The 23,062-nt window shown below is 64.3% G+C and carries 22 protein-coding genes; 11 read left to right on the top strand and 11 right to left on the bottom strand.

The window, feature by feature from the left end:
- Window positions 1-3: 3 nt before the first annotated feature.
- Window positions 4-1,425 carry a glycosyltransferase gene (locus AC1DXU_RS29945; RefSeq protein WP_477374763.1) on the bottom strand — a complete coding sequence of 474 codons (1,422 nt, stop codon included), beginning with the start codon at window positions 1,423-1,425 and terminating at the stop codon, window positions 4-6.
- Window positions 1,426-1,563: 138 nt separating this feature from the next.
- Between AC1DXU_RS29945 and AC1DXU_RS29940 the strand changes: the two genes are divergently transcribed.
- From AC1DXU_RS29940 to AC1DXU_RS29930, 3 genes are all read left to right on the top strand, one after another.
- Window positions 1,564-2,271 (top strand): DUF805 domain-containing protein, encoded by a 708-nt coding sequence (locus AC1DXU_RS29940; protein WP_477374761.1) that lies wholly within the window; start codon window positions 1,564-1,566, stop codon window positions 2,269-2,271.
- Window positions 2,272-2,466: 195 nt separating this feature from the next.
- Entirely contained in the window at window positions 2,467-2,895 is a 429-nt protein-coding gene (locus AC1DXU_RS29935) for an SRPBCC family protein (RefSeq protein WP_477374759.1), read from the top strand.
- Entirely contained in the window at window positions 2,888-3,340 is a 453-nt protein-coding gene (locus AC1DXU_RS29930) for a MarR family winged helix-turn-helix transcriptional regulator (RefSeq protein ID WP_477374757.1), read from the top strand. Before AC1DXU_RS29935 ends, AC1DXU_RS29930 begins: the two co-directional genes overlap by 8 nt.
- A gap of 10 nt (window positions 3,341-3,350) precedes the next feature.
- Here AC1DXU_RS29930 and leuB read toward each other — a convergent pair whose 3' ends face one another.
- The 5 genes from leuB to leuD all read right to left on the bottom strand — a co-directional run bounded on the left by leuB (window position 3,351) and on the right by leuD (window position 7,349).
- Window positions 3,351-4,454 (bottom strand): 3-isopropylmalate dehydrogenase, encoded by a 1,104-nt coding sequence (gene leuB, locus AC1DXU_RS29925; protein ID WP_477374755.1) that lies wholly within the window; start codon window positions 4,452-4,454, stop codon window positions 3,351-3,353.
- 306 nt (window positions 4,455-4,760) lie between these two features.
- Complete coding sequence (locus tag AC1DXU_RS29920; protein ID WP_477374753.1) at window positions 4,761-5,111, bottom strand: VOC family protein; 351 nt, start codon at window positions 5,109-5,111, stop codon at window positions 4,761-4,763.
- Window positions 5,112-5,121: 10 nt separating this feature from the next.
- Window positions 5,122-5,505 (bottom strand): RidA family protein, encoded by a 384-nt coding sequence (locus AC1DXU_RS29915; protein WP_477374751.1) that lies wholly within the window; start codon window positions 5,503-5,505, stop codon window positions 5,122-5,124.
- 242 nt (window positions 5,506-5,747) lie between these two features.
- Window positions 5,748-6,689: a hypothetical protein gene (locus AC1DXU_RS29910; RefSeq protein WP_477374749.1), complete on the bottom strand. Its 942-nt coding sequence runs from the start codon at window positions 6,687-6,689 to the stop codon at window positions 5,748-5,750.
- 54 nt (window positions 6,690-6,743) lie between these two features.
- Window positions 6,744-7,349, bottom strand: coding sequence for a 3-isopropylmalate dehydratase small subunit (leuD, locus tag AC1DXU_RS29905; protein WP_477374747.1), 606 nt, complete (start codon window positions 7,347-7,349; stop codon window positions 6,744-6,746).
- A 164-nt stretch (window positions 7,350-7,513) separates the two neighbouring features.
- On the opposite strand from leuD, the gene AC1DXU_RS29900 reads away from it, so the two are divergent.
- Window positions 7,514-7,939 (top strand): GNAT family N-acetyltransferase, encoded by a 426-nt coding sequence (locus AC1DXU_RS29900; protein WP_477374745.1) that lies wholly within the window; start codon window positions 7,514-7,516, stop codon window positions 7,937-7,939.
- A gap of 176 nt (window positions 7,940-8,115) precedes the next feature.
- On the opposite strand, the gene AC1DXU_RS29895 is transcribed toward AC1DXU_RS29900, so the two are convergent.
- The 4 genes from AC1DXU_RS29895 to AC1DXU_RS29880 are packed head-to-tail and all read right to left on the bottom strand — an operon-like array spanning window position 8,116 to window position 13,121.
- Window positions 8,116-9,282, bottom strand: coding sequence for an NAD(P)/FAD-dependent oxidoreductase (locus AC1DXU_RS29895; protein ID WP_477374743.1), 1,167 nt, complete (start codon window positions 9,280-9,282; stop codon window positions 8,116-8,118).
- A 27-nt stretch (window positions 9,283-9,309) separates the two neighbouring features.
- Window positions 9,310-10,896 carry an ATP-binding protein gene (locus AC1DXU_RS29890; RefSeq protein ID WP_477374741.1) on the bottom strand — a complete coding sequence of 529 codons (1,587 nt, stop codon included), beginning with the start codon at window positions 10,894-10,896 and terminating at the stop codon, window positions 9,310-9,312.
- Complete coding sequence (locus AC1DXU_RS29885; RefSeq protein WP_477374739.1) at window positions 10,884-11,579, bottom strand: response regulator transcription factor; 696 nt, start codon at window positions 11,577-11,579, stop codon at window positions 10,884-10,886. The genes AC1DXU_RS29890 and AC1DXU_RS29885 overlap by 13 nt, the downstream gene beginning before the upstream one ends.
- Before the next feature lie 3 nt (window positions 11,580-11,582).
- On the bottom strand, window positions 11,583-13,121 hold the full coding sequence (locus AC1DXU_RS29880) for a DUF4153 domain-containing protein (RefSeq protein WP_477374737.1): 1,539 nt from the start codon (window positions 13,119-13,121) through the stop codon (window positions 11,583-11,585).
- A gap of 287 nt (window positions 13,122-13,408) precedes the next feature.
- Here AC1DXU_RS29880 and AC1DXU_RS29875 point away from each other — a divergent pair, with 287 nt between their 5' ends.
- From AC1DXU_RS29875 to AC1DXU_RS29865, 3 genes are all read left to right on the top strand, one after another.
- A complete protein-coding gene (locus tag AC1DXU_RS29875) occupies window positions 13,409-14,299 on the top strand; it encodes an HpcH/HpaI aldolase/citrate lyase family protein (RefSeq protein WP_477374735.1) in 891 nt (296 codons plus the stop codon).
- Window positions 14,300-14,349: 50 nt separating this feature from the next.
- Window positions 14,350-14,556, top strand: coding sequence for a DUF1737 domain-containing protein (locus AC1DXU_RS29870; RefSeq protein WP_477250326.1), 207 nt, complete (start codon window positions 14,350-14,352; stop codon window positions 14,554-14,556).
- 284 nt (window positions 14,557-14,840) lie between these two features.
- Entirely contained in the window at window positions 14,841-15,776 is a 936-nt protein-coding gene (locus AC1DXU_RS29865; RefSeq protein WP_477374733.1) for a Vgb family protein, read from the top strand.
- 187 nt (window positions 15,777-15,963) lie between these two features.
- Here AC1DXU_RS29865 and AC1DXU_RS29860 read toward each other — a convergent pair whose 3' ends face one another.
- Window positions 15,964-16,386 (bottom strand): metallopeptidase family protein, encoded by a 423-nt coding sequence (locus tag AC1DXU_RS29860; RefSeq protein ID WP_111544069.1) that lies wholly within the window; start codon window positions 16,384-16,386, stop codon window positions 15,964-15,966.
- 135 nt (window positions 16,387-16,521) lie between these two features.
- On the opposite strand from AC1DXU_RS29860, the gene AC1DXU_RS29855 reads away from it, so the two are divergent.
- The 4 genes from AC1DXU_RS29855 to AC1DXU_RS29840 all read left to right on the top strand — a co-directional run bounded on the left by AC1DXU_RS29855 (window position 16,522) and on the right by AC1DXU_RS29840 (window position 22,982).
- Window positions 16,522-17,154 (top strand): LysE family translocator, encoded by a 633-nt coding sequence (locus tag AC1DXU_RS29855; RefSeq protein WP_477374731.1) that lies wholly within the window; start codon window positions 16,522-16,524, stop codon window positions 17,152-17,154.
- Between the two features lie 119 nt (window positions 17,155-17,273).
- On the top strand, window positions 17,274-18,257 hold the full coding sequence (locus AC1DXU_RS29850) for an ImuA family protein (RefSeq protein ID WP_477374729.1): 984 nt from the start codon (window positions 17,274-17,276) through the stop codon (window positions 18,255-18,257).
- Window positions 18,199-19,674, top strand: coding sequence for a DUF6504 family protein (locus tag AC1DXU_RS29845; protein WP_477374727.1), 1,476 nt, complete (start codon window positions 18,199-18,201; stop codon window positions 19,672-19,674). The genes AC1DXU_RS29850 and AC1DXU_RS29845 overlap by 59 nt, the downstream gene beginning before the upstream one ends.
- A complete protein-coding gene (locus AC1DXU_RS29840; protein ID WP_477374725.1) occupies window positions 19,671-22,982 on the top strand; it encodes an error-prone DNA polymerase in 3,312 nt (1,103 codons plus the stop codon). The genes AC1DXU_RS29845 and AC1DXU_RS29840 overlap by 4 nt, the downstream gene beginning before the upstream one ends.
- The last annotated feature ends 80 nt before the right edge of the window (window positions 22,983-23,062 follow it).

The raw sequence follows: 23,062 nt of genomic DNA, 5'->3' as shown, positions 1-23,062 counted from the left end.
AATCTACGGACGGCGAGCTGCGCTCCCTTTCAGCCCGGCCTTGATGGCGGCCCAGCTGGCCGAGGCCGGCGTCGGTTGGTGCTGCCTGGCGATGCGCTCGGCAAGCGACGAACGCCAGGCTTGGTCCTCCGCCATTCTGCGGATGGCGGCGTACCAGCCGGCCTGGTCGTTGGAATCGATCGCCGGCATCAAACCGCCGCTCGCCTCGATCAGCGACGGCGTGGTCGAGACGATGACCGGAACGCCGAAATCGAGGCATTCCGAGGCGCCATAGCCCCAGCCCTCTATATGCGAGGGAAAGACGCCGAAAGTGGCGCTGCGATAGTACTGGATAAGCTGCTCGTCGCTGACCAGTCCGGTGAAGGTCACCGAAGCGGCGAGCTCGGGATGGGCTTTGAGAAACGCCTTCAACTCGTCGATCATCCAGCCCCAGCGCCCGGCACAGACAAGCCTCGGCAGCTTGACGCCTTCTTCCAGCGCCTGCCGCCAGATCCGCGCCAGCAGGATGTGGTTCTTGCGCACTTCGATGGTCGAGCAGTAGAGCACGAACGGTTCGTCGGCCTCGATGCGCGAGGTCGTGCCGGCGCGCGATGCGTTTTCGTGCAGGATCGAGGGCATCGGAAAGCGGTGTACAATCGGCGCTGCAATGCCGGCCTTGCGCATGTGCTCGGTCAGCGTCGCGCCGACCTCGTCGGAGGCGCAAAATGCCGGAGCGCCGGAGCGCACGAGGTGTTCGAGATAGGATCCGAAGCGGCCTTCACTGGTGCTCGCGCCAAGCATATCGGGGCGCAATACCGGGATGATGTCGTGGCAGAGAAAGGCAAGCCTGCCAGCTGCGCCCGAGACGGCGGACCGATCCTCCTGGGTCAGGACATGATGGCTGATCAGCACAAGGCCCTGTTCGGTCTCGACAGGCTGGCCTGACGCATCCCTGAGTACGCCAAGCCGGATCTTCGTCTGCTGGCAGAGGCGATAAGCACGGATCAGCAGCCGCGTCGCCTGATAGGCGATCCCCTTACTGCCATTGGTCACCGTCTTGGCGAGATGACGGTCCGTCTCGCGCTTTGCCCAAGGCTGCTGCCGCACTGCCTCGAAGGCCTGCGACAGCGCCGCGCTTCGCCCCCGCCATCGCTTCACATGGTGGGGTGAAATCTCGCCCGCCGCGACATGGTCCTGTTCGTAGGGGGCAAGCGGCCGAAACCGGCATTCCGCGGACCTGAACGCCACCACCTGCACGCAAGGATCGGGATCCGCCAATGCGGCGTTGACGAGAAAGCTTTCCACACGCGGAATGCCCGCCAGGCCCTTGCCGGGAGGCCAGAACATCAGGCCGGTGGCATCGATGGCCAATGTCGGGGAGGCCGGCGTCGAAGGCGTTGCGATCTTCCCGTCCTCGGCGCCGACATCGGAATGTTCGACTGTCATTGTCTGCTTGGGCGAAACGGTTGCACTCGATGTCTTATGCTTCATTTGCCGCGACGGCGGTAGCCGAGGAACACGGCTTGCCCCCAAGCTTGGCCCTGTGCCACACCTTGGCAGGACGTGACGACAAGGGGGTGGGTTATGCGCGGCGAAGTTCTTCACTATGACGAGGCGCAAGGCTTCGGTTTCATCACCGGCGCCGACGGCAACCGCTACACCTTCACGCGGGAGAATCTGCGCCGCGAGGCGTCGATGGCCAAGGGCACGAGCGTCGAGTTCCAGGCAGGCGGCGGCCAGGCGCGCGACATTTTCTCGATCGGCGTCCAGAATCCGGCCGACAGTGCTCCTGCCGCTGCAAGTGCCCCACCGCGCCAGCCAGGCAGCGCGCCGGCAACCGCCCAGCCGCAGCATTTCGGCCGTGCCGCTGAAAACGGGCCCGACGAACCGGATCTGTGGGGCTATTTCTGGCACGCATTGACGCAGAACTACTTCAATTTCGGCGGCCGCGCCCGCCGCAAGGAATATTGGAGCTATTTCCTGTTCTGGGTGGTTAGCCTGTTGATCATCGGCGGCCTTGGCCTGTTCCTCGACGCCAAAATGGGCGATTTCGACAGCGACATGTCGGCCGCGGTAACCGTTGGCCTATGCGGCACCTTCCTGCTGGCGACATTCCTGCCCAGCCTCGGCATGGCCGTTCGCCGCCTGCATGATATCGGCCTTTCAGGCTGGCTCTGTCTGCTGGTCTTGATCCCGACCATCGGTAGCCTGATCATCATGGTCTTCGCGCTGATCCCAACGCAGGCCAGGGAAAACCAGTGGGGACCGGTGCCGGCAGGCATCCGGGTCTAACGCGGCCTCAAGAAAAATGAGTCTCCGCCACCCGCCTGAACTCGCGTAAAAACAAAGGGTTAGGCTTGCCCCTCCGATTCTGGTGAACCCTTGAACCAGATGGACCGCAAGATTCCTCTTGCAATATAGTCTGTGCACAGATACTCTGTGTGCAGATCAAATCATTGATCGAAAGAGATGGATGGAGCCAAGACAATGTGGAGCAATGAGTACACCGCAATTTCCCCGCTTCCGGCGCAAGCGATCTGGAACGCGCTCAAGGCGCTGCACGAGGGCCGCCTCACTTACGAAGGGTCCGACACTTTCGTGCTGCACGGGCCGTTCGCCAAGGGCACCCGCGTCTCGGTGACGCCGGTCGGGCAGGACACCTTTGAATCGACCATCGTCGATCTCGTCGATAATGTGACCTATGCCGACGAGACCTCGTTCGGTGACACGAAACTTCTGTTCCGGCATACGCTGACGCCGGTCGAGGGCGGCACTGAGGTGACCCACCGGCTCGAGATTTCCGGCCCTTCGGCCGCCGAGGTCGGACCCGAGCTCGGGCCGCAGATCAGCGGCGATTTCGACACCTCGATGGCCAGGCTATTCGAGCAGGCAAGGGAGTTTGCGAACGGTGGCTGAGGACCTGAACACGCGCTTCAAGGGCGGACCTTCGGAGAGCCCCGGCTTGCTGCTCTGGCGAACCACCATGCGCTGGCAGCGCGTCATGACGGCGGCACTGGCGCCGCTCGACCTGACCCATGTCCAGTTCGTGCTGCTGGCCTCGGCAATGTGGCTCGGCCGCAATGGCGAGCCGCCCAACCAGGTGCAGCTCGCCGCCCAGGCCGGCACCGAAGTGAAGATGACGTCGGATGTCGTCGCCCGGCTCGAGGCAAAAGGATTGATCGCGCGGGAGACCGACCCGCAGGATTCCCGCGCCAAGGTGATCCGCATCACCGCAACAGGAACGGCGGCGGTCCAGAAAGCCATCGTCGCGGTCGAAGCTGCCGACGCGGCCTTTTTCCAACCGGTGGACGAAGCGCAACTCGTCGGCCTGCTGCGGCAGCTGGCCGGCGAGATTCGCTAAGGCTGAAACGCTAGCTCAGGAGCTTGGCGATGATCGCATCGCCCATGGCGACGGTGCCGACCTCGGTCATGCCCTCGGACAGGATGTCCTTTGTGCGCAGCCCATCATCGAGCACGGCGGCGATTGCCGCTTCGAGCTTGTCGGCTTCCGCGACCATCCCGAACGAATAGCGCATGCACATGGCGAAAGACGCGATCATGGCGATCGGGTTGGCGATGCCCTTGCCGGCGATATCCGGCGCCGAGCCGTGCACCGGCTCATACAGCGCCTTGCGCTTCTTGGTCTTCACATCCGGCGCGCCGAGTGAGGCCGACGGCAGCATGCCGATCGATCCCGTCAGCATGGCGGCGATGTCGGACAGCATGTCGCCGAACAGATTGTCGGTGACGATGACGTCGAACTGCTTTGGCCAGCGCACCAGCTGCATGCCGCCGGCATCGGCCAGCATGTGGTCCAGCTTGACGTCTGAATAACGCGCCTTGTGGGTCTGGGTAACGACCTCGTTCCACAGCACGCCGGATTTCATCACATTGCGCTTTTCCATCGACGTCACGTGGTTCTTGCGGGTGCGCGCCAGCTCGAAAGCGACGCCGGAAATGCGCTCGATCTCGAACGTGTCGTAGACCTGCGTGTCGATGCCGCGCTTCTGGCCGTTGCCGAGATCGATGATCTGCTTCGGTTCGCCGAAATAGACGCCGCCGGTCAGCTCGCGCACGATCAGGATGTCGAGCCCTTCGACCACTTCCTGCTTGAGCGAGGAAGACGCCGCCAGCGCCGGATAGCAGATGGCCGGACGAAGATTAGCAAACAGCTCCATATCCTTGCGCAACCGCAGCAGGCCGGCCTCGGGGCGCACCTCGTAGGGCACCGCATCCCATTTCGGACCGCCGACGGCGCCGAACAGCACCGCGTCCGCCGCCATCGCCTTTGCCATGTCGGCATCGGAAATCGCCGCGCCATGCGCATCGTAGGCGCAGCCGCCGACCAGACCCTCGTCGGTGGCAAAACCGCTGCCGAGCTTGTCGTTCATGGCTGATATCAGCTTCTTCACCTCGGCCATCGCCTCGGGGCCGATGCCGTCGCCGGCGAGCAGGAGAAGATTTTTCGAAGCCATCAGAACCGTCCCAACATCGTTTGGAGAAACCGCGGCCTTGCTAAACGCCAAGCGCCTGCGGCGCAAGCCAGAACAGCGATGGTAAGAGCAAGCTCATTGCTCGGTGATCCTTCGCGCCCCCTCTGTCCTGCCGGACATCTCCCCCACGAGGGGGGAGATTGGATGTCACGTTGGCCTTCGCCAATCTCCAACGTTGAAAGAAGGGTGGGCCGCCGAAGCTGCTGATCTCCCCCTTGTGGGGGAGATGCCCGGCAGGCAGAGGGGGCGCCGTCCCGCCGACACATCAGTGAAATCCGTACTCAATCCTCACCGATGCGACAGAATATTCACCAACCTGCCGAACGGATCGCGCACATAGAAGCGCCGCACGCCCCAGGGTTCGTCGGCCGGCCCGTATTCGATGGGAAAGCCCGCGGCCTTCATGCCTTGCAACGCCTCATCGACATCGTCGACCTCGATCGACAGGTCAGGCACCGGCGTGCCGGAGCCGCCTTGGGCCATGAAGCTGACCTGCACCTGCATCCGTTCCTCGGAACCGTAGGTGGCGATCCAGCCCTGATCCATCAGCACGTCGAGGCCAAGCACGTCCTGGTAGAAGCGTTTCGCCGCTGCCGCGTCGGGTGTCGCGATGTTGGCTACGATGCGCCGGACCGTCATGGCTTTGGCCTCATGCCGTGCGCCGCAACGCGGTGACTTCGATCTCGATCTTCATTTCCGGTTTGTTGAGCTGGCAGACGATCATCGTCGCCGCCGGCCTGATCTCGCCAAACGTTTCGCCGAGGATCGGGAAGACGATGTCCACGAAGGCCTGGTCGGTGATGTAGTAATGCGCCCGCACCACATCGGCCATGTCGAAGCCGCCGTCCTGCAGCGCCTTGCCAATCGTCGCCAGGCAACTGCGCGTCTGCGCCTCGACCGTCTCCGGCATGGTCATGGTCGCATAGTCGTAGCCGGTGGTTCCGGAGACGAAGCACCAGTCGCCCTGCACCACGGCACGCGAATAGCCGGCGGTCTTTTCGAAGGGCGAACCGGTGGAGATGAGTTTGCGCATGGAGGCCTCCGCAAATTGTTGCGGCCATCTTGCAGGGAACGGGTTAGCGGGGCCATGGGCCAGACGGAGCCGACTGTTGTTACGGAAAGCACCAGCTCAAGGGTGTGTTGAGATTCAGGTCAGGCCGAGCCGAAAACGGCTGATACCGAGAACCGGAGCGGAGCGTACTTGAAGTACGTGAGCACCGGAAGCGCAGGTATCAGCCGTTTGCAGGCCGGCATCACCTGAATATCAGCATACCGTTAGTTCGCCGACCCCAGCGCCTTGTCGAGCGCCTCTTTCACATCGGCCGGCCAGCTCGCCACCGGCGGCCAGGCATTCGGCTCGCCATTGTCGCCGCGCCGCGAGAAATAGAGCGCGTGCTTGACCGGATCGACCGCCATGAAGCCGTCATTGCCGCCGCAATCATGCGGCACGCAGCCGCTGGCATAGAAGGCGCCGGACACGGTCTTTTCGGTGCCGCCGCCGACCAGCAGGCTGGTCGCCATGTCGGGCATGCTGTCGCCGAGCAGTGCCTCGGCCGCCTTGTAGACGGCCTCGTTGTGAAAGGCGTCGATGATGTTCTGGTATTTCGACGGGTCGATGTCCTTCCAGTCTGTACCCGGCTCCGGCGCGTAAGTCAGATCGCCTGAAATCGTCAGCCCTTCGGTTGGCGACCATTGCAGCGCCTGCTCGGATGCACCCGGCAGGAGATAGGGCACGAAATAGATGGCGCTGTCGGCGACCGCCGCCGGCGGCGCGCCGCACTCGTCCTGTTCGACCGTGGTGCTTTGTATCTCGCCGCCTTCCGGCTTCCAGACGATCACCGTCGCCGGGCCGCACTGGTTGCCGCCATCGCCGACATTGACCAACGCGACGTTGACGCCGCCGACCTTGACCACCTTGTCGAAGAACACCTCGTAATTGCTGGCCAGCTGCTTACCGTCAAAGGCCAGCACCTTTTCGCCGTCCTGCTCCGGCTGGGTGATGGTCAGCTGGCCGCCCTCGAACGAGATCGGTCCCTGGCTGTCATCGCCCTCGGTTAAGGTCACGTTGTTGTTGGTGCTCGCCGTGCCCGGCTCGGCCGCCCCTCCGGACGCATCGTCAGCCGGCACGGGCACCGGGTCGGTCTGTGCATGTGCGCCCGCCACCGGCATCAACATCCACGCCAGCGCGCAGACGCCGGCAAGAAGCGAACGTGTCATGACTGTCCCTCCGCCACGAACCCGGCCTGTGGCGGCCGGGTCAAATCGTTCCGCTCAGGCCCAGGGGCGCTCAGCGGCGTTCTTCTTCTCGAACGAGGCGATGGCGCCGGCCTTCTCCATGGTCAGGCCGATATCGTCGAGGCCGTTCAAGAGGCAGTGCCGCTTGAAGTCATCGAGGTCGAACGTGACCACGCCGCCGTCCGGGCCGCGGATTTCCTTGGCCTCGAGATCGACCGACACCGTCGCGTTGGAGCCGCGCGAGGCGTCGTCCATCAGCTTCTCCAGATCTTCCGGGCTGACGGTGATCGGCAGGATGCCGTTCTTGAAGCAGTTGTTGTAGAAAATGTCGGCGAACGAGGTCGAGATGACGCAACGGATGCCGAAGTCGAGCAACGCCCATGGCGCATGCTCGCGGCTCGAGCCGCAGCCGAAATTGTCGCCGGCGACCAGGATCTGCGCCTTGCGATAGGCCGGCTTGTTGAGCACGAAATCAGGGTTTTCCGAGCCGTCGTCGTTGTAGCGCATTTCGGCGAACAGGCCGGTGCCGAGCCCGGTGCGCTTGATCGTCTTCAGATAATCCTTGGGGATGATCATGTCGGTATCGACATTGACGATCGGCATCGGCGCGGCGACGCCGGTGAGCTTGGTGAATTTTTCCATGGCTTTGGCCCGTATTTTTTCGTTGCGGGGGGATTTGCTGACGCCGGTTTACACAAAGAGGCGGGCAATTAAAAGGCGGCTGTTTCCGGCCGGCCCTGGCCCTCGATCAAAAGATCGCGCACAGCGTCTTCAAAACCGCCGGCCCGTGGTGCACCTTGGCCGACATGACAACACCGCCAAAAGTCCTCTATGCCCGCGAGCCTGAGCTCGACACCGCCGAATTTCGCCGCGTGCTGGTGGACTCCGGCCTTGGCGAGACACGCCCGGTCGATGACGACGCCCGGCTGAAGACAATGCTTGCCAATGCCAATCTGGTGCTGACCGCGCGACTCGACATTGAAGGTAAGCCGCTGATCGGTGTTGCCAGGGCGGTCACCGATTTTGCCTGGGTTTGCTACATCTCCGAACTCGCCGTTTCGCAATCGGCGCAAGGGCTCGGCATCGGCAAGGGCCTGATGGACGAAGCGCGCCGGCAACTCGGACCGTCCGTCGCCATCAGCCTGATCTCGATGCCCGACGCCGTCGGCTTCTACGAACGCATCGGCATGAAGCGCATGGCCGACGCCTTCTGGTTCGGGCGTAGGGGGTGACAGGCTGTGACGGTGCCTCCCCTTCTCCCCTTGTGGGAGAAGGTGGATCGGCGCGATAGCGCCGAGACGGATGAGGGGTGTTCCAGCGGAGTGAGACGTTGGCGTTTTCCGGAACACCCTTATCCGTCGCCTTCGGCGACACCTTCTCCCACAAGGGGAGAAGGAAGAGGCGCCCCTCAAATCACATTCAATTCCCGAAACGCCCGCCCCTCGGCGACGCGCTCGTAGCCAAACGCCGAGCAGTCCACCGTGCGGTAACCGCCATGCACCAGAAACTCGGCCAGCGCCTTGCCGACCGCCGGCGCCTGCTGCAGGCCGTGGCCGGAAAAGCCGTTGGCGAAGAGAAAATTACTGACCTCGGGATGCGGGCCGATCACCGCGTTCTGGTCGAGCGTGTTGTAGTCGTAATGGCCGGCCCAGGCGCGGGTCGGCTTGATCGCCTCGAAGGCCGGGATGCGGGTGGCCAGCACCGGCCAGATCACCTCTTCGAACAGCGGCCAGTCGACATCGAAATCCTGGGGATCGGCGGGGCCATCACCCTCTTCCGGCTCGGCGCCGCCGGTGAGGTAGACCGAACCTTCCGGCCTGACATAGATGCCTGAGGGATCGACCAGCAGCGGCATGTCGGCATATTTCTCGCGCGCCTCGAAGACGAAGACATTGCGCTTGCGCGGCTCGACCGGCAGCGCCAGTCCGGCCATCGCCGAAACCTTGCCGGCATTCGGCCCGGCGGCGTTGATGACGGTGCCGGCTTCGAGCTTGTCGCCATTGTCGAGGCTGACGCTGCTGACGCGGTCGCCCTGCCGTTCGATGCCGGTGACATCGGCCGTAATAAAATCGATCTTCTTCGCGCGCAGCGCCTTGCGGAACAGCATCAGCATCGCATGCGCGTCGAACCAGCCCTCGCCGCTGCGGCCATAGGCGCCGGCGGTGATGCCCTCGGCCGACAGCCACGCGAAGCGCCGCGTCAGCTGCTCGGCGTCCTCGAGCACGATGTCGGCGCCCTCGGCGATCTGAGCATCATGGTTTGCCTGGAGGGTCGGCAGGCCGTTCTCGCCAGCCAGAATGAGGTAGCCGCCCTCGCGAAAGCCGATGTCGGCGTCGGCGCCGAAGGTCTCGGTCAGCCGCCGGAACAGTTTCAGTGTGAATTGCGATAGGCGGATGTTCTCCGGAATGGAGAATTGCTGGCGGATCGAGGCCATGGACAGCGTCGTCGCCGCATGAGCGAATTGCGGGTCGCGCTCGACCAGTGCGATCGAGCCGGAAAACCCCTCCTCGCGCAGATAATAGGCGATCGAGGACCCGACGATGGCCCCGCCGATGATGACGATGTCGTAGCGCATTTTTTCTCCGCTTCGCCGCCTGCGTCCCTACGCAACCGGCACGACAATCTCGAAGCGCGTGCCGCGCCCGGAGTCAACCAGCCGGATCGTACCATCATGCGCTTTCAGGAGGGCCAGCACGATGCCGAGGCCCATGCCGGTGCCGCCGGAATCGCGGCGCGTGGTGAAGAACGGCTCGAAGATGCGCGCCCGGTTGCTCGGCGAAATGCCGGCGCCGTCATCGCTGACCAGCACCGTCGCCTTGCCACCCGTGCTGGCCGCGGTGACCGAAACCAGCGTCGCGCCGTGCCGCGCCGAATTGTCGATGAGATTGGCCAGCACGATCGCCGCATTCTCGGCCGATATGCGCAAGGTCAGATCGCCGCCTCCCTCGAGGCGAACCACCAGCCTGGTCTCCACGGGAAGCAGCGCCAGCGCAGCACCGAGCGACGTGCTTTCGCCGCTCGGCGCCAGGTTTTCGGCGCGCGCCAGATCGAGCAGGCGGCGCACCAGGAGATTGAGCCGCCCGGCATCGGTGACGATGTTGTTGGAAAACCGCTGCCGCTCAATCTCGTCCATCGCGCTACCGGAATCGCGCAACAGTTCGGCCGCCCCCTGGATCGCCGTCAGCGGCGATTTGAGCTCATGCGAAACATGGGTGGCAAAGGTTTGGATCGAGTCGGAGCGCGCCTGCAGTTTTTCCGCCATGTCGAGGAAGGCGGCGGAAAGCTCGGCCATCTCGCGCGTGCCGTGATGGTCGAGCGGCCGGATCGCCTCACGGTCGCCGGCGGCGATCCGCTCGGTGCGATCGATCAGCGCGTAGATCGGCCGGCTGACGGTGCGCAGGAAGACCAGGCCGATGAGCAGCGTTCCGCCGAGTATGGCGATCGCCGCCAACGTCACCTTGCCGCGTTCGCCATAGAGATGCTTTATGATGTTGTTCGGCGTCCGCGACAGATAGACGACGCCGGCGACCTGGCCCGCGACGGCAACCGGCATGGCGACGAAGACACGCACCTTGGTGCCGCGGCTGACCGAATAGAGCGGCGGCGTTGGCTGGTCGGGGATGCGCAGCCTGAGCGCGCTGGCATAGCGGCCGGCAAGCGCCGCGCGCACCTCTTCGACATCGCCGAGCGACAGGCCGATTTCGTCGTGCCCGGCAATGACGACACCTCTGGCGTCGAGCAGCCGGAAGCCGGCCAGCGTGGTTTTCTGCGTCTCGCTCAGGATACCCGACAGGCGCGTGCCTATGGCAGCGAAAGCCGGATCGATGGTCGCGGCCTGCGCCGCGGGCCGGGTTGGCAGGACCGTGTCGGAGGCAAGATCAAGGCGCGGTTCGATCGGATTGAAAGGATAGTCCCGATCGCTGGCGCCGGCCGCCGGCATCGCAGCGCCGAGCCTCTCCACCGGAATGCCGGCGTCACGCACCTCCTGCGCATAGATGGCGGCGAGCACGGCGCCTTGCGCGATCAGTTCGGCCTCGGTCTGGCGGATCAGCTGGTTTTCGTAGAGCCGGAAGAAGAACAGCCCGACCAGCGGCAGCGCCATCACCATGATCAGGATGGCGACGACGACAGTGGCCAGGCGCGGCCGCCATTTGGAGCCGATCCATTTGCGGGCGCTTACGCGCTGCATCGGCCGAGCCGGAAGCCGACGCCATGCACGGTCTCGATACCGTCCAGGCAACCCGCCGCCGCCAGCTTGGCGCGGATGTTACGAATATGGCTGTCGACGGTGCGGTCGGCGACATGGATGTTGGCGGCATAGGCACTGGCCACCACCGCGTCGCGGTCGAGCACATGCGCCGGCCGCGCCAGAAAGCCTCTGAGGATCGAGAATTCTATCCCGGTCAGCGCCAGCGGCTTGCCGTCGAAACTGGCGGCGTGGCTGGCCGGGGCCAGGCTGAGTTTGCCATGCGCGAACTGCCTGTCGTCGATCTGTTCGGCGGGCGCCGGGCGGGCGCGCCGCAGGATGACGTTGACGCGGGCCACCAGTTCGCGCGGGCTGAACGGTTTGGTGACATAGTCGTCGCCGCCCATTTCCAGCCCGAGGATACGGTCGATCTCCTCATCGCGCGCGGACAGGAACAGCACCGGCACATCGGAGCGTTGCCTGAGCCGCCGGCAGACTTCGAGCCCATCCATCTCCGGCATGCCGATGTCGAGCACGACAAGGTCCGGCGCCCGGCGTTCGATGGCCTGCAGAGCGGCGGCGCCGTCCGCTACCGCTTGCGTCTTCATGCCGGCCTTTTCCAGCGCAAAGCAGATCACTTCGCGGATATGCGGGTCATCGTCGGCGACGAGGATGTGATGCGGCATGAATCAGCGACCTGGCACGTAAGGTTCGGAAACGGCAGGATTCGCGAGCGCGCCGTTCTCTTCGAGATAGCGCAGAAGCCGCCAGTCGCGAAAGCTCCATGCGCGCCAGTTTCTCTGTACGGTGCGATAATAGGCTTCGTGCAGGGCGTCGACCCCGTCGCTGGCCTCGGCGGGGAATAGCTTCTTTTGGTGGTCGAAGAAGCGGTAGAGGGCCGGCAGAGCGCCGGGGCCAAGCGAGCGCACATACCAGATATCGATGCGGGTGCCGGGACCGTTCATTTCGTATGAGTTGTCGACATTGTAGTTGGCGATCAATCCGGCAAAGTTGATGAAACAGCAGGCATAAAGCGTCGCCGATAACGTCAGAAGATTGGCGGAGGACAGCCATTCATTGGATTTTCCAAGCGCGATGCGGGCGATGATCAGGGCAAGGCCCGCCGCCACCAGCCCCATCCAGACGAAAGCGGCGATGCGCCAGTAGGTCAGCGCATAGATTCCGACATAGAGGTCGAGCCGCAGGATCGACGAGATGACCAGCACGATGTTCTGCGCCACCCAGGCATAGACCAGCCGGCGGATCAGCGGATCGGCTGATGTTTCGCTGCCGGGCCTGAGCGCCGCCAGCACGAAACCGGCGGCAAGCAGCGCGGTGACGATCAACGGATAGGCGCCACGGTGCGCATAGGCTGCATAGGTCAGCCCGTCTGGCAGGGCGACCCCACCCCACAGATAGGCGGCGTCGAGCCCGGTTTGCAGCGCAAACAGGATGTTGAAGACGATCAGCGCGCGAAGAATGGCGGCTTTGCCGAAGACGATGTCCTCGATGACCGGGTTGACCCTTGGCTCGGATGGCGCGCTGACAAGGGCAGGCGCTGCCACACGCGGCAGGCGGCGCAGAAGACGCGGCAGGCGCGGCCGCAGAAAAGCCCAGACGACGACAAGCATCGTCAGCCAGAAGGCCAGCCGCGCCAGTTGGATAAGATCAAGCAGCGCGAACAGGTCGATCAGCGTGAACCAGTATTCGATGACCGGATTGGCGGCGCCAAACAGGGCAAGGAACACCGCGCCGAGTGCCAGCGGCATCACCCAGACTGCGATAGCCGCAAGCCGGATGCGCCGCCGGCCAAACCGCCGCGCCGCCTTGCGCCAGCGGAAAAAGTCGCGAATGAGCCGGAACGGAGCGGCGAAGAGGAAGACGCAGAGCTGGCCGGCGATGCGGGCAAGGCCGGAACGCAGCCGCCCGGCAAGCGAAAGGGCGAACACCGCAAGCGCCACAAGCGCGATCACGACGGACAAAGGGCTGACGTTTTCAATGAGGGGCAGCAGCGCGACGAACAGGGCGCCGGGCTTGAGCCAGACCCTGCTGTCGCTGAAGGCAGCAGGATGCACGGCCACGACCGCACCGGCGATCAAGATGGCGAACAGGAAAACCGTGATGCCGACCGGTTGGCCATAGAAGAAGAAATCCGCCAGCGCGACCAGCAGCAAGGCGATGCCGAAGCGACTGCAATAGCTCGGCGCACCCGAAAGAAGCGATGTCATGAGCGGACTTTCCTGGCGACCCGGCCGACATATCTGGGCGGGCATTTGCGGATGAAAGGGAGCAGGGTTGCCTCGCTCCGAGGCGGATCCACGAGCCACCAGCTTTCGTTACGGAGCCGGTACGGCAAGGACCAACGGGGTTTGTCGCGCTGTTGCATGCCGCCCTTGTCGCCGGCATGCATGCTGACCGTGGGGCGGAGCCGAGGAGATTTTCCGCAACCGCGTGCAGTTTTTGTGCAGGGCAGGAGACCTTGCCTCAGCCGCTTTCAGCCGGCATAGATCGAGCCATGACGACCGAACCCTACCGGCCGCGCCGCTCGGTGCTCTACATCCCGGCTTCGAACAACAAGGCGCTGGCCAAGATCGGGCAGCTTGCCTGCGACGCCGTCATCATCGACCTGGAAGACGCCGTAACTCCGGCCGACAAGAGTGCCGCGCGCGAAAAGCTGAAGGGCATTTTCGCCAACCGCCCGGTTGCCAACGGGCGGCGCTGCGAGATGGTCGTGCGTGTCAACGCGCTCGCCAGCGAATGGGGCACTGATGATCTGCTGGCCGTCGCCAGCTGCGAGCCCGATGGCATCCTTTTGCCCAAGGTCACCACGCCGCGCGACATTCTCGAAGTCGGTGATGTGCTGGACGACAATTTTGCCCCCGACACGGTGAAGTTATGGGCGATGATCGAGACGCCGAAGGCCATGCTCAACATCGGCGCCATTGCCGAGCTTGGCCGCGATCCGGCCTCGCGCCTCACTTGTTTCGTTGCCGGAACGAATGATCTGGTCAAGGAGACCGGCGTGGCTGCCACTCCTGACCGGCGCTATCTCGTGCCCTGGCTGATGCAGATGCTGCTGGCCGCGCGTGCCGGCGGACTGGACATGCTCGACGGCGTCTTCAACGATTTTCGCGATGCCGACGGCTTTGCCCGCGAATGCGCCGAGGCCACCGCCATGGGGTTCGACGGCAAGTCGCTTATCCACCCGGCTCAGATCGAGGCCGCCAACCGCGCCTTTGCGCCGTCGCCCGAAGCGTTGGCCGAAGCACGCGCGGTGAAGGAGGCCTTCGCGCTTGCCGAAAATGCCGGCAAGGGCGTGATTGCGCTGAACGGCAGAATGGTCGAGCGGCTGCATCTGGCGCAGGCCGAAAAACTGCTGGCGAAGGCAGCCGCCATCGGGGCATGATGGCGCTCGATGCTCGCGGGCTACGGATTATTTACGACAGGAACTGAACCATGAAACTCTACCGCTTTCTGTCCGCTCCGGACGATGCCACCTTCTGCCACAAGGTGACGGCGGCGCTGAACAAGGGCTGGCACCTGTTCGGCTCGCCAACCTATGCCTACGACAAGAAGGCAAAAACCATGCGCTGCGGCCAGGCCGTTGTGAAGGATATCGAAGGTCAGGAATACGGGCCGGATACCAAGCTCAGCGATTGGTAGGCGGCGCTCGCGCGCATCCACAGCCATCCGGCCAGCCAGGCGATCGCTGTCGCAAGAGTCGCGCTGCGCAATCAATCCGGGCCAGGGCAAACCGAGCAGACCCGCGACATGACCGCCCGACCTTGGAGAGGCATAGGGGTGAGCGGACCCAAGTACCGGCCTGGCACTGGAGTTGGCGCGGGCATTCAGGGCGGATATGATGATCTGAGCAAGTTCACAGGCAATCGCCTGTCTCGACCTCCAATTGGCCGCAGAGGCGATGGCCGTCAATATGGGAGGACGACATGCGCCTCATCATCAAGTCCCTAATCTTGCTGCCTCTTCTTGCTCTGACACCAGCATCGAGCTTTGCGGCGGAAGAGCTTGCCGCCGACAAGCTTGTGATTCAGGCGGAAATCCCAAGAAGCGGCGATTTCATCGGGTTCGGGTTCAATTCGCTTTGGATGATGAGCGGGAAGCTGCTTGTGCGTGTCAATGCCGCAGACAACAGCGTCATCGAAATCGATGTCGGCGGCCGCGGCGGATCGCAAGCTCCTGGGATAGGCGACGACGCCGTCTGGGTGCCCGCGACGGGCAAGAAGATGCTCCTCAAAGTCGACCCGGTCGCCAACAAGCTGGTCCAGGAAATCCCGGCCCAGATACTCAGCAACGAAGGCAGTATCGGGGTCGGCGAAGGCGGGGTTTGGGTCGTCACCGGCAAGGGCGTCGCCGACACGAGACTGACGCGGTTCAATCCGCGTAGCGGGGCTGTCGAAGCGAATATCAAAATGCCAGCACTGAGCGCCGGCGTCGTCGTTGACTTCGGCTCGGTGTGGGTGACCGGCTACAGCAACGGTGAGCTATACAGGATCGATCCAAAGACCAACGCTGTGGTCTCGACCACCAAGCTTCATTCGTCCCCCCGCTTCCTCGCCTCCGGCGAAGGCTCGATCTGGGTGCTCAATCAACGTGACGGCTCTGTTCAGCGAATCGATGGAAAGACCGGCGAGGTTTTGGCGACGATAGAAACAGGCTTGTCCGGCAATGGCGGCGACATCGTTTGCGGTGGCGGCTATGTGTGGGTGTCGGTTCCGGGAACGCCCGTCGCACAGATCGATCCCAGGGCCAACATGCTCGTCCGCACATTCAAAGGCAGCGCGTTCGGTGACGCCATTCGCTACGGTGCCGGTTCGCTCTGGGTATCGGGATCGACCATCCACAGGCTGGAGCCCCCAAAATAGAGGGTGCGCCCGCGTCTGGGCTCACCTTGGAGCATCCGGAGTACGTATTTCACTCTTTGGCGGCCTACGCAGCGGCCTCCTCCAACGGGCGATTAATTGCTGCTTCTCCGGAAATGCGCGAATCCGTCGCCCGGCGAATGGAGGTCGCCTAGTGTTGGTTCGCTGGGAGCCGGACGTAGGAATCAGCCTATTCCGCCGCCTCTTCGATCTTCTCCATATCATCATCCGACAGCCCGAAATGGTGGCCGATCTCGTGGATCAGCACATGGGTGACGATGTCGCCCAGCGTCTCTTCGTTTTCGGACCAGTAGTCGAGGATGGCGCGACGGTAGAGCGTGATGCGGTTCGGCCCCTCGCCGGTCTGCGGGTTCCAGCGCTCGGCGATGCCACGTCCCTCGAACAGGCCGAGCAGGTCGAAAGGCGTTTCCAGCGACAGATCGTCCATGATCTCGTCGGTCGGGAACTCGGCGATCTGGATGACGATCTCGCCGGTCAGCTTGCGAAAATCCTCCGGCAGATGCGCGTACGCCTCCAGCGCCAGGAACTCCATTTCCTCCATCGAGGGTGAGAGTTCGTCGTGCCAGGTGCGGGTCTTGTAGATGCGGGCCATGCTTTGTCCTTTGATCCCGGCATATAGGCTTTCCCTCAGGAATCGGCAAATGACGCGGCAATTCCTGCTCCAGCGTCTTTGCCGTCGCAGGGGAATCGCATACGGGTCAGGTCCGGCCATGTAACAGGAGCTCTCATGCCGGACCTTTCCACACTTGGACTTTTCGCAATCGCTTGCCTCGCTTTGACCGCGACGCCGGGGCCGGACATGCTGCTGATCGCATCCCGCAGCGCCAGCCAGGGACGCGCGGCGGGTCTGGCGACCTATGCCGGCATTGCCGTCGGCACTTATTGCCATGCGCTGGCCGCCGCCTTCGGCCTGTCGCAACTGTTCCTCGCCGCTCCCATCGCTTACGACATCGTGCGTTATGCCGGCGCGGCCTACCTCGCCTATCTCGCCTGGAAAGCCTTTTGCTCCGATGGAACAACGCTTGCGCCGGTCGCCGGCCTGCCGCGCTATTCGCAAGCGCGCATCTTTCGGCAGGGGTTGTTCACCAACCTGCTCAACCCGAAGATGGCGCTGTTCGTGCTGGCGCTGTTCCCGCAATTCGTGCAGCCGCAAGCCGGTTCCGTGGCGGCGCAGATACTGGTGTTGGCAACCGTGCTCAATCTGATCGGGCTGTTGGTCAATGGCCTGGTCATCCTGACCGCGAGCCGCATCGGTGCGGCCTTGTCGAAGCGTACACGGTTTCGGCGGGCGCCTCAGATCCTGCTGGGGACCGTCTTTGCCGGACTTGCAGCACGACTGGCTTTTGGTGGCCAGCGTTAGAAAAACGCACCGCACGATCGGACAGGAATAAATTCCCCATGACTCCGCTTGACTCTTCCGGCCCCCTCTGGAATCTATAGGAACATAACAGGAACAATTGTGAGTGGAAGCTGACCGTCATGGCGATGACCGCCGTGGCGCGGGAGACTGTTTTTGCCCTGCGCCGCCAGATCGCGAAGATCGAGGGAACGCTGCCCGAGCGCCTGGAGGCGCCGGCTGGCCCGTCGCTTGACGCCGATGTGACGATTGTCCGTCGCGGCATCGCGGTGGCCTCGCCGGATGCGTTCCTGCGCACCGGCGCCGAACGTCTCGACCGCGCTTTAAACGGCGGCCTGCCGAAAGCAGCACTGAGCGAGATCCATGGCGTGGAAACCCGCGATGCCGGAGCCGTCGCCGGCTTTGCGCTGTCGCTGATCAGCCTGATCCTCAGACAAGGGCCGCGCCTGCCGGTGCTGTGGATCGGCACCACGGAGATTTTTCGCGAGGCCGGCTTTCCCTATGCCAAAGGGCTGCACGGCTTCTTCGGCATCGCGCCGGAGCAGTTGCTGTTTTCGCAGGCGCCTAGACTTGTCGACGCGCTGTGGATTGCCGAGGAGGCCGCGAGGATGACGGCGCTGGCCGCCGTCATCCTCGAAATACGCGGCAGCCCGCAGCGGCTCGATCTCACCGCGACGCGGCGGCTGCACGCGCGGGCGCAGAGCGCCGGCCGGCCGGTGCTCCTGCTGCGGCAGGCCGGCGAGGCTGAGCCAACCGCCGCCCCCGTGCGCCTCATTGTGTCGTCGGCGCCGTCGGCACCGCGCAGCACGGTCGCCGGGCCGCTCACCGGCTCGATCGGCCGCCCCGCCTTCACCGTCAGCATCGGCAAGAGCCGCACGGCTCTGCCTGGACAATTCACACTGGAGTGGAACCCCGATGAACACGCTTTTGAGGAAAGACGGGCAACGAATTCTATCGCTGTGGTTCCCGCATCTGGCCGCCGAAAGGATCCTGCGGCAGCGTCTGGGGCGGTCCTGGCGTTCCCGGCCGTCGGATCACCTGCCACTGGTGATCAGCCATCGCGACCGCAACGCCCAGCGCATCTCAGCCCTCGACGAGCGGGCTGAGGCGCTGCATCTGAAGCGCGGCATGGGCATCGCCGACGCGCGCGCCATGCATCCGTCGATCGACATCGTCGAAGCCGATCCGGAGGCCGACCGCCGCCTGCTCGAAGGCCTCGCCGACTGGTGCGACCGCTACACCCCGCTGGTGGCGCTGGACGGGGTCGACGGCCTGTTTCTCGACGTCACCGGCTGCACCCATCTGTTCGGCGGCGAACGCGCCATGCTCAACGACATCCTGTCGCGCTTCTTCCATCAGGGTTTCGATGTCCGCGCCGGGCTTGCCGCCACGCCGGGTGCCGCCTGGGCGGCGGCGCGGTTTTCCGGCGACCTTATCGTTGTGTCAGGCGAGGAAGATGCCCTGCTCGCCCCCTTGCCATTGGCGGCGTTGCGCATCGACCCGGAAATCCGCGCCAGCCTGGAAAGCGTCGGCCTGCGCACCGCCGGCGCCGTCATGGCGGCACCGCGCGCGCCGCTTGCCCGCCGCTTCGGTGCAACCTTGCTGTTGCGCCTCGACCAGGCGCTCGGCCGCCTCGACGAGGCGGTGTCGCCGCGCCTGCCGGTCGCCCAGCTTTCGGTCGAACGCCACCTCGCCGAGCCCGTCATGCTGACCGACGAGATCGAGCGGCTGGTGCGGCTGCTGGCGACGACCTTGAAGGCCGATCTCGAACGCCGCGGCGAGGGCGCCAGAATGCTGGCGCTGCTGTTGTTTCGCGTCGATGGCGCCGTCAGCCGGATCAGCGTCGGCACCTCGCGCCCGCTGCGCGAACCGCTGCTGATCCAGAGGCTGTTCCATGAACGGCTGGCGGCGCTCGAACAGGATATCGATGCCGGCTATGGCTTCGATCTCGTGCGCCTCTCGGTGCTGTCGGCGGCCGCCTTCGACATGCAGCAGGCCGACCTCACCGGCGAGGCCGAGGACGACGGCGCCGACATCGCGCTGTTTGCCGACCGCATTCGCGCCCGGCTTGGCGACGGTGCGGTTCTGCAACCGGTCGCCGTCGACAGCCATCTGCCCGAGCGCGCCGTCGCCACGCTTCCCTTCTCCGAGGCGCCGCAACGAACCACGCCGCCGAAAAAGCCGGAGCGGATGAAGGCGCCGGCGACAATCTTCCGGCCGGAGCGCCCGATCCGGCTGTTCCGTTCGCCTGAGCCGATCGAGGTACCGGCCACCGAACTGCCCGAGGGACCGCCGATGAATTTCCGCTGGCGGCGCGCGCTCTACCGGGTCACCCGCGCCGAGGGACCGGAACGCATCGCGCCGGAATGGTGGCGCCAGCAGCAGGGCCAGGAAGACGCGCCGACCCGCGATTATTTCCGCATCGAGGACAGCGACGGCCGCCGTTACTGGCTCTACCGCCAGGGTCTTTACGGCGCCGGGCAACCTTCGCCGCGCTGGTTCATGCACGGTGTGTTCGCATGAACGCGCTGACCGTCATTCCCTATGCCGAGTTCGGCATCCAGTCGAATTTCTCGTTCCTGCGCGGCGCCTCCAAGCCGGAGGAACTGGTGGTCGCGGCCAAGCTTCTCGGGTTTTCGGCGATTGGCCTTGCCGACCGCAACACGGTGGCCGGCGTCGTGCGCGCCTGGCAGCAGGCCAAGGTCGAGCACCTTGCCTATCATCCCGGCTGCCGGCTGGTTTTCGGCGACGGCACGCCAGACATTCTCGCCTATCCGCAAGATCGCAAGGGCTGGGGGCATCTCTGCCGCATGCTCACCCAAGCCAATCTGCGCGACGAAAACGAAAAGGGCGCAACCCTGCTCACCCGCGACGACCTGCTCGAATGGGGCGATCAGATGTCGCTGGCGATCCTGCCCGATCTGACGGCAGAGGTTGCGGGCGGGCTCGCCCTGCTGCACCGGCTCAAGCACCGCTTCGGCAGCAATGTGCGGCTGGCGGTTGCGCCGGATTATCGCGGCAACGACCGCTTCCGCATCGAGCAGGCCGCGGGCCTGGCGGACGTCACCGGCATGGCGCTGATGGCGACCAACGATGTTCTCTACCACACGGCCGAGCGCCGCTCGCTGCAGGACGTGCTGACGGCGATCCGCCTCAACGTGCCCGTCGCCGAGGCCGGGCTGGAGCTGACCGCCAATGCCGAGCGGCATCTGAAGCCGCCGCTGGAAATGGCCCGCCTGTTCCGCCGCCATCCGCAAGCCCTGATGGAGACGCAGATTTTTGCTGGCGAGCTGACCTTCTCGCTCAGTGACCTCCAGTACAATTATCCTGACGAGCCGACGGAATCGGGTCTTGGGCCACAGGCCGAGCTTGAACGATTGGCCAGGGAGGGGGCCGCCACGCGCTATCCGGCGGGCGTCCCTGCTTCCGTATTCCAGCGCATTGGCGAAGAGCTCGCGCTGATCGAGCGCCTGAACTATGCGCGCTACTTCCTGACGGTCTACGACATCGTCAAATATGCGCGCAGCCAGGATATTCTCTGCCAGGGGCGCGGCTCCGCCGCCAATTCGATCGTCTGTTTCTGCATCGGCATCACCGAGGTCGGACCCGACCGGATCGACACGCTGTTCGAGCGCTTCATTTCCGAGGAGCGCAACGAGCCGCCCGACATCGACGTCGATTTCGAGCACGAAAAGCGCGAGATCGTCATGCAGTACATCTACAACAAATACAGCGCCAAACGCACCGCATTGGCCGCGGCCGTCGTCAGCTATCGCGGCCGCTCGGCGCTGCGCGAAGTCGCCAAGGCGATGGGCCTGTCCGATGATGTCCGGGGCGCGATGTCCGGATCGATCTGGGGCTGGTCGACCTCGGAGCTCGGCGAAAAGGAAGCAAAAGCCGGCGGTATCGACCGGGCCGACCCGTCGACACGGCATGTGCTCGCCCACGCCAACGAGATCATGGGCTTTCCCCGCCATCTCTCCCAGCATGTCGGCGGCTTCGTCATCACCAGGGACCGGCTCGACGAGATCGTTCCCATCGTCAAGACCGCGATGGACGAACGCAAGATGGTCGAGTGGGACAAGGACGATCTCGACGCGGTGAAAATCCTCAAGGTGGATATTCTGGCGCTCGGCATGCTGACCTGCCTGCAGCGCGCCTTCACCTTGCTCACGGATCATTATCCGGATGCGCGAGACCCGTATGGCCAACCCTACGTGTTGGCCACTCTCCCGCCCGAGGACCAGGACGTTTACGACATGATCTGCCGCGCCGACACGCTCGGCGTCTTCCAGATCGAATCGCGTGCCCAGATGTCGATGCTGCCGCGCCTGCGGCCGCAGAATTTTTACGACCTCGTCATCGAGGTCGCGATCGTGCGGCCGGGCCCCATCCAGGGCGACATGGTGCATCCCTATCTGCGCCGCCGGCAAGGCAAGGAGCAGGCGGAATATCCCAAGCCGGAGTTGAAAGAAATTCTCGGCAAGACGCTGGGCGTGCCGCTGTTCCAGGAACAGGCGATGAAGATCGCCATCGTCGCCGGCGGCTTCAGGCCGGGCGAGGCCGACGAGTTGCGCCGCGCCATGGCCACCTTCAAGCGCACCGGCACCATCGGCAATTACCGCCAGCGCATGGTCGATGGCATGATGAAAAGGGGCTACGAGAAAGACTTCGCCGAGCGCTGTTTCAAGCAGATCGAAGGCTTTGGCGAATACGGCTTTCCCGAAAGCCATGCCGCGTCTTTCGCCCTGCTGGTCTACGCCTCCTGCTGGTTCAAGACCTTCTATCCCGACGTGTTCTGCGTCGCGATCCTGAATTCGCAGCCGATGGGCTTTTACCAGCCGGCCCAGCTGGTTCGCGACGCACGCGACCATGGCGTCGACATCCGCGAGGTCGACGTCAATCATTCCGCCTGGGACTGCGCCCTGGAGGAATCGGCCTTCAATCCGGCGCGGGTTCTCGAACGCCATGGCGAGATGCGCGGCGTCATCCGCACCAACCATGCCGTCAGGCTCGGCTTCCGCCAGATCAAGGGGCTTTCCAAAGAGCGCATGGACCTGTTCGTCCAACGGCGCGGCACCGGTTACACAACCGTCAGGGATGTCTGGCTGCGCGCCGGCCTCGACGTCGGTGACATCGAAAGACTGGCGCAGGCCGACGCCTTCCGCTCGCTCGGCCTCGACCGCCGCGAAGCCCTATGGGCGGTGCGCGCGCTGGATGGCAAAAGTGCCGCCGAAAAGCTGCCTTTGTTCGACCAGCCCGAAATCCGCCTGCGCGAGCTGGAGCCGCAGACCAGGCTGCCGACAATGCCGCTCGGCGAGCATGTCATCCATGACTATCGTTCGCTCGGCCTGTCGCTGAAGGCGCACCCCGTCGCCTTCCTGCGCGAGCGGCTGGATCGCGCCGGCGTCACCCCCAATGCCCGGCTGGGCGCCGTGCGCGACGGCCGGCGGGTCTCCGTCGCCGGCCTCGTCCTGGTGCGCCAGCGGCCCGGCAAGGGCAACGCGATTTTCCTGACGCTGGAAGACGACAAGGCCGTCGCCAACATCATTTTCTGGCAGAGAACCTTTGAGCGCTTCCGGCCCATCGTCATGGGCGCACGCTTCGTCTGCGTCACCGGCAAATTGCAGTCGGAATCGGACGTGATCCACATCGTCGCCGAAAAGGTCGAGGATCTGACACCCTGGCTGACCGTGCTGCTGGAAAAGGTCAGCGCAGCCGATCAAAGCGCCGAGCGACCTGCTGTACGGGACGCGCCGATCAGACAGGATATCGCGACGCTGTCGGGAGAAGCGGAGCGGGTCATGCCCAAGGGGCGGAACTTTCAGTAAGGCAGTTCGGCTTCTGCGCGAAACGTGGGCGGGACAGCGCCCCCCTCTGCCCTACCGGGCATCTCCCCCACACGGGGGGA

Source organism: Mesorhizobium sp. P3_A10 (genome assembly GCF_056403175.1).
The sequence above is the reverse complement of the archived record's forward strand: the minus strand, read 5'-3'. Positions and strand labels throughout refer to the sequence as shown.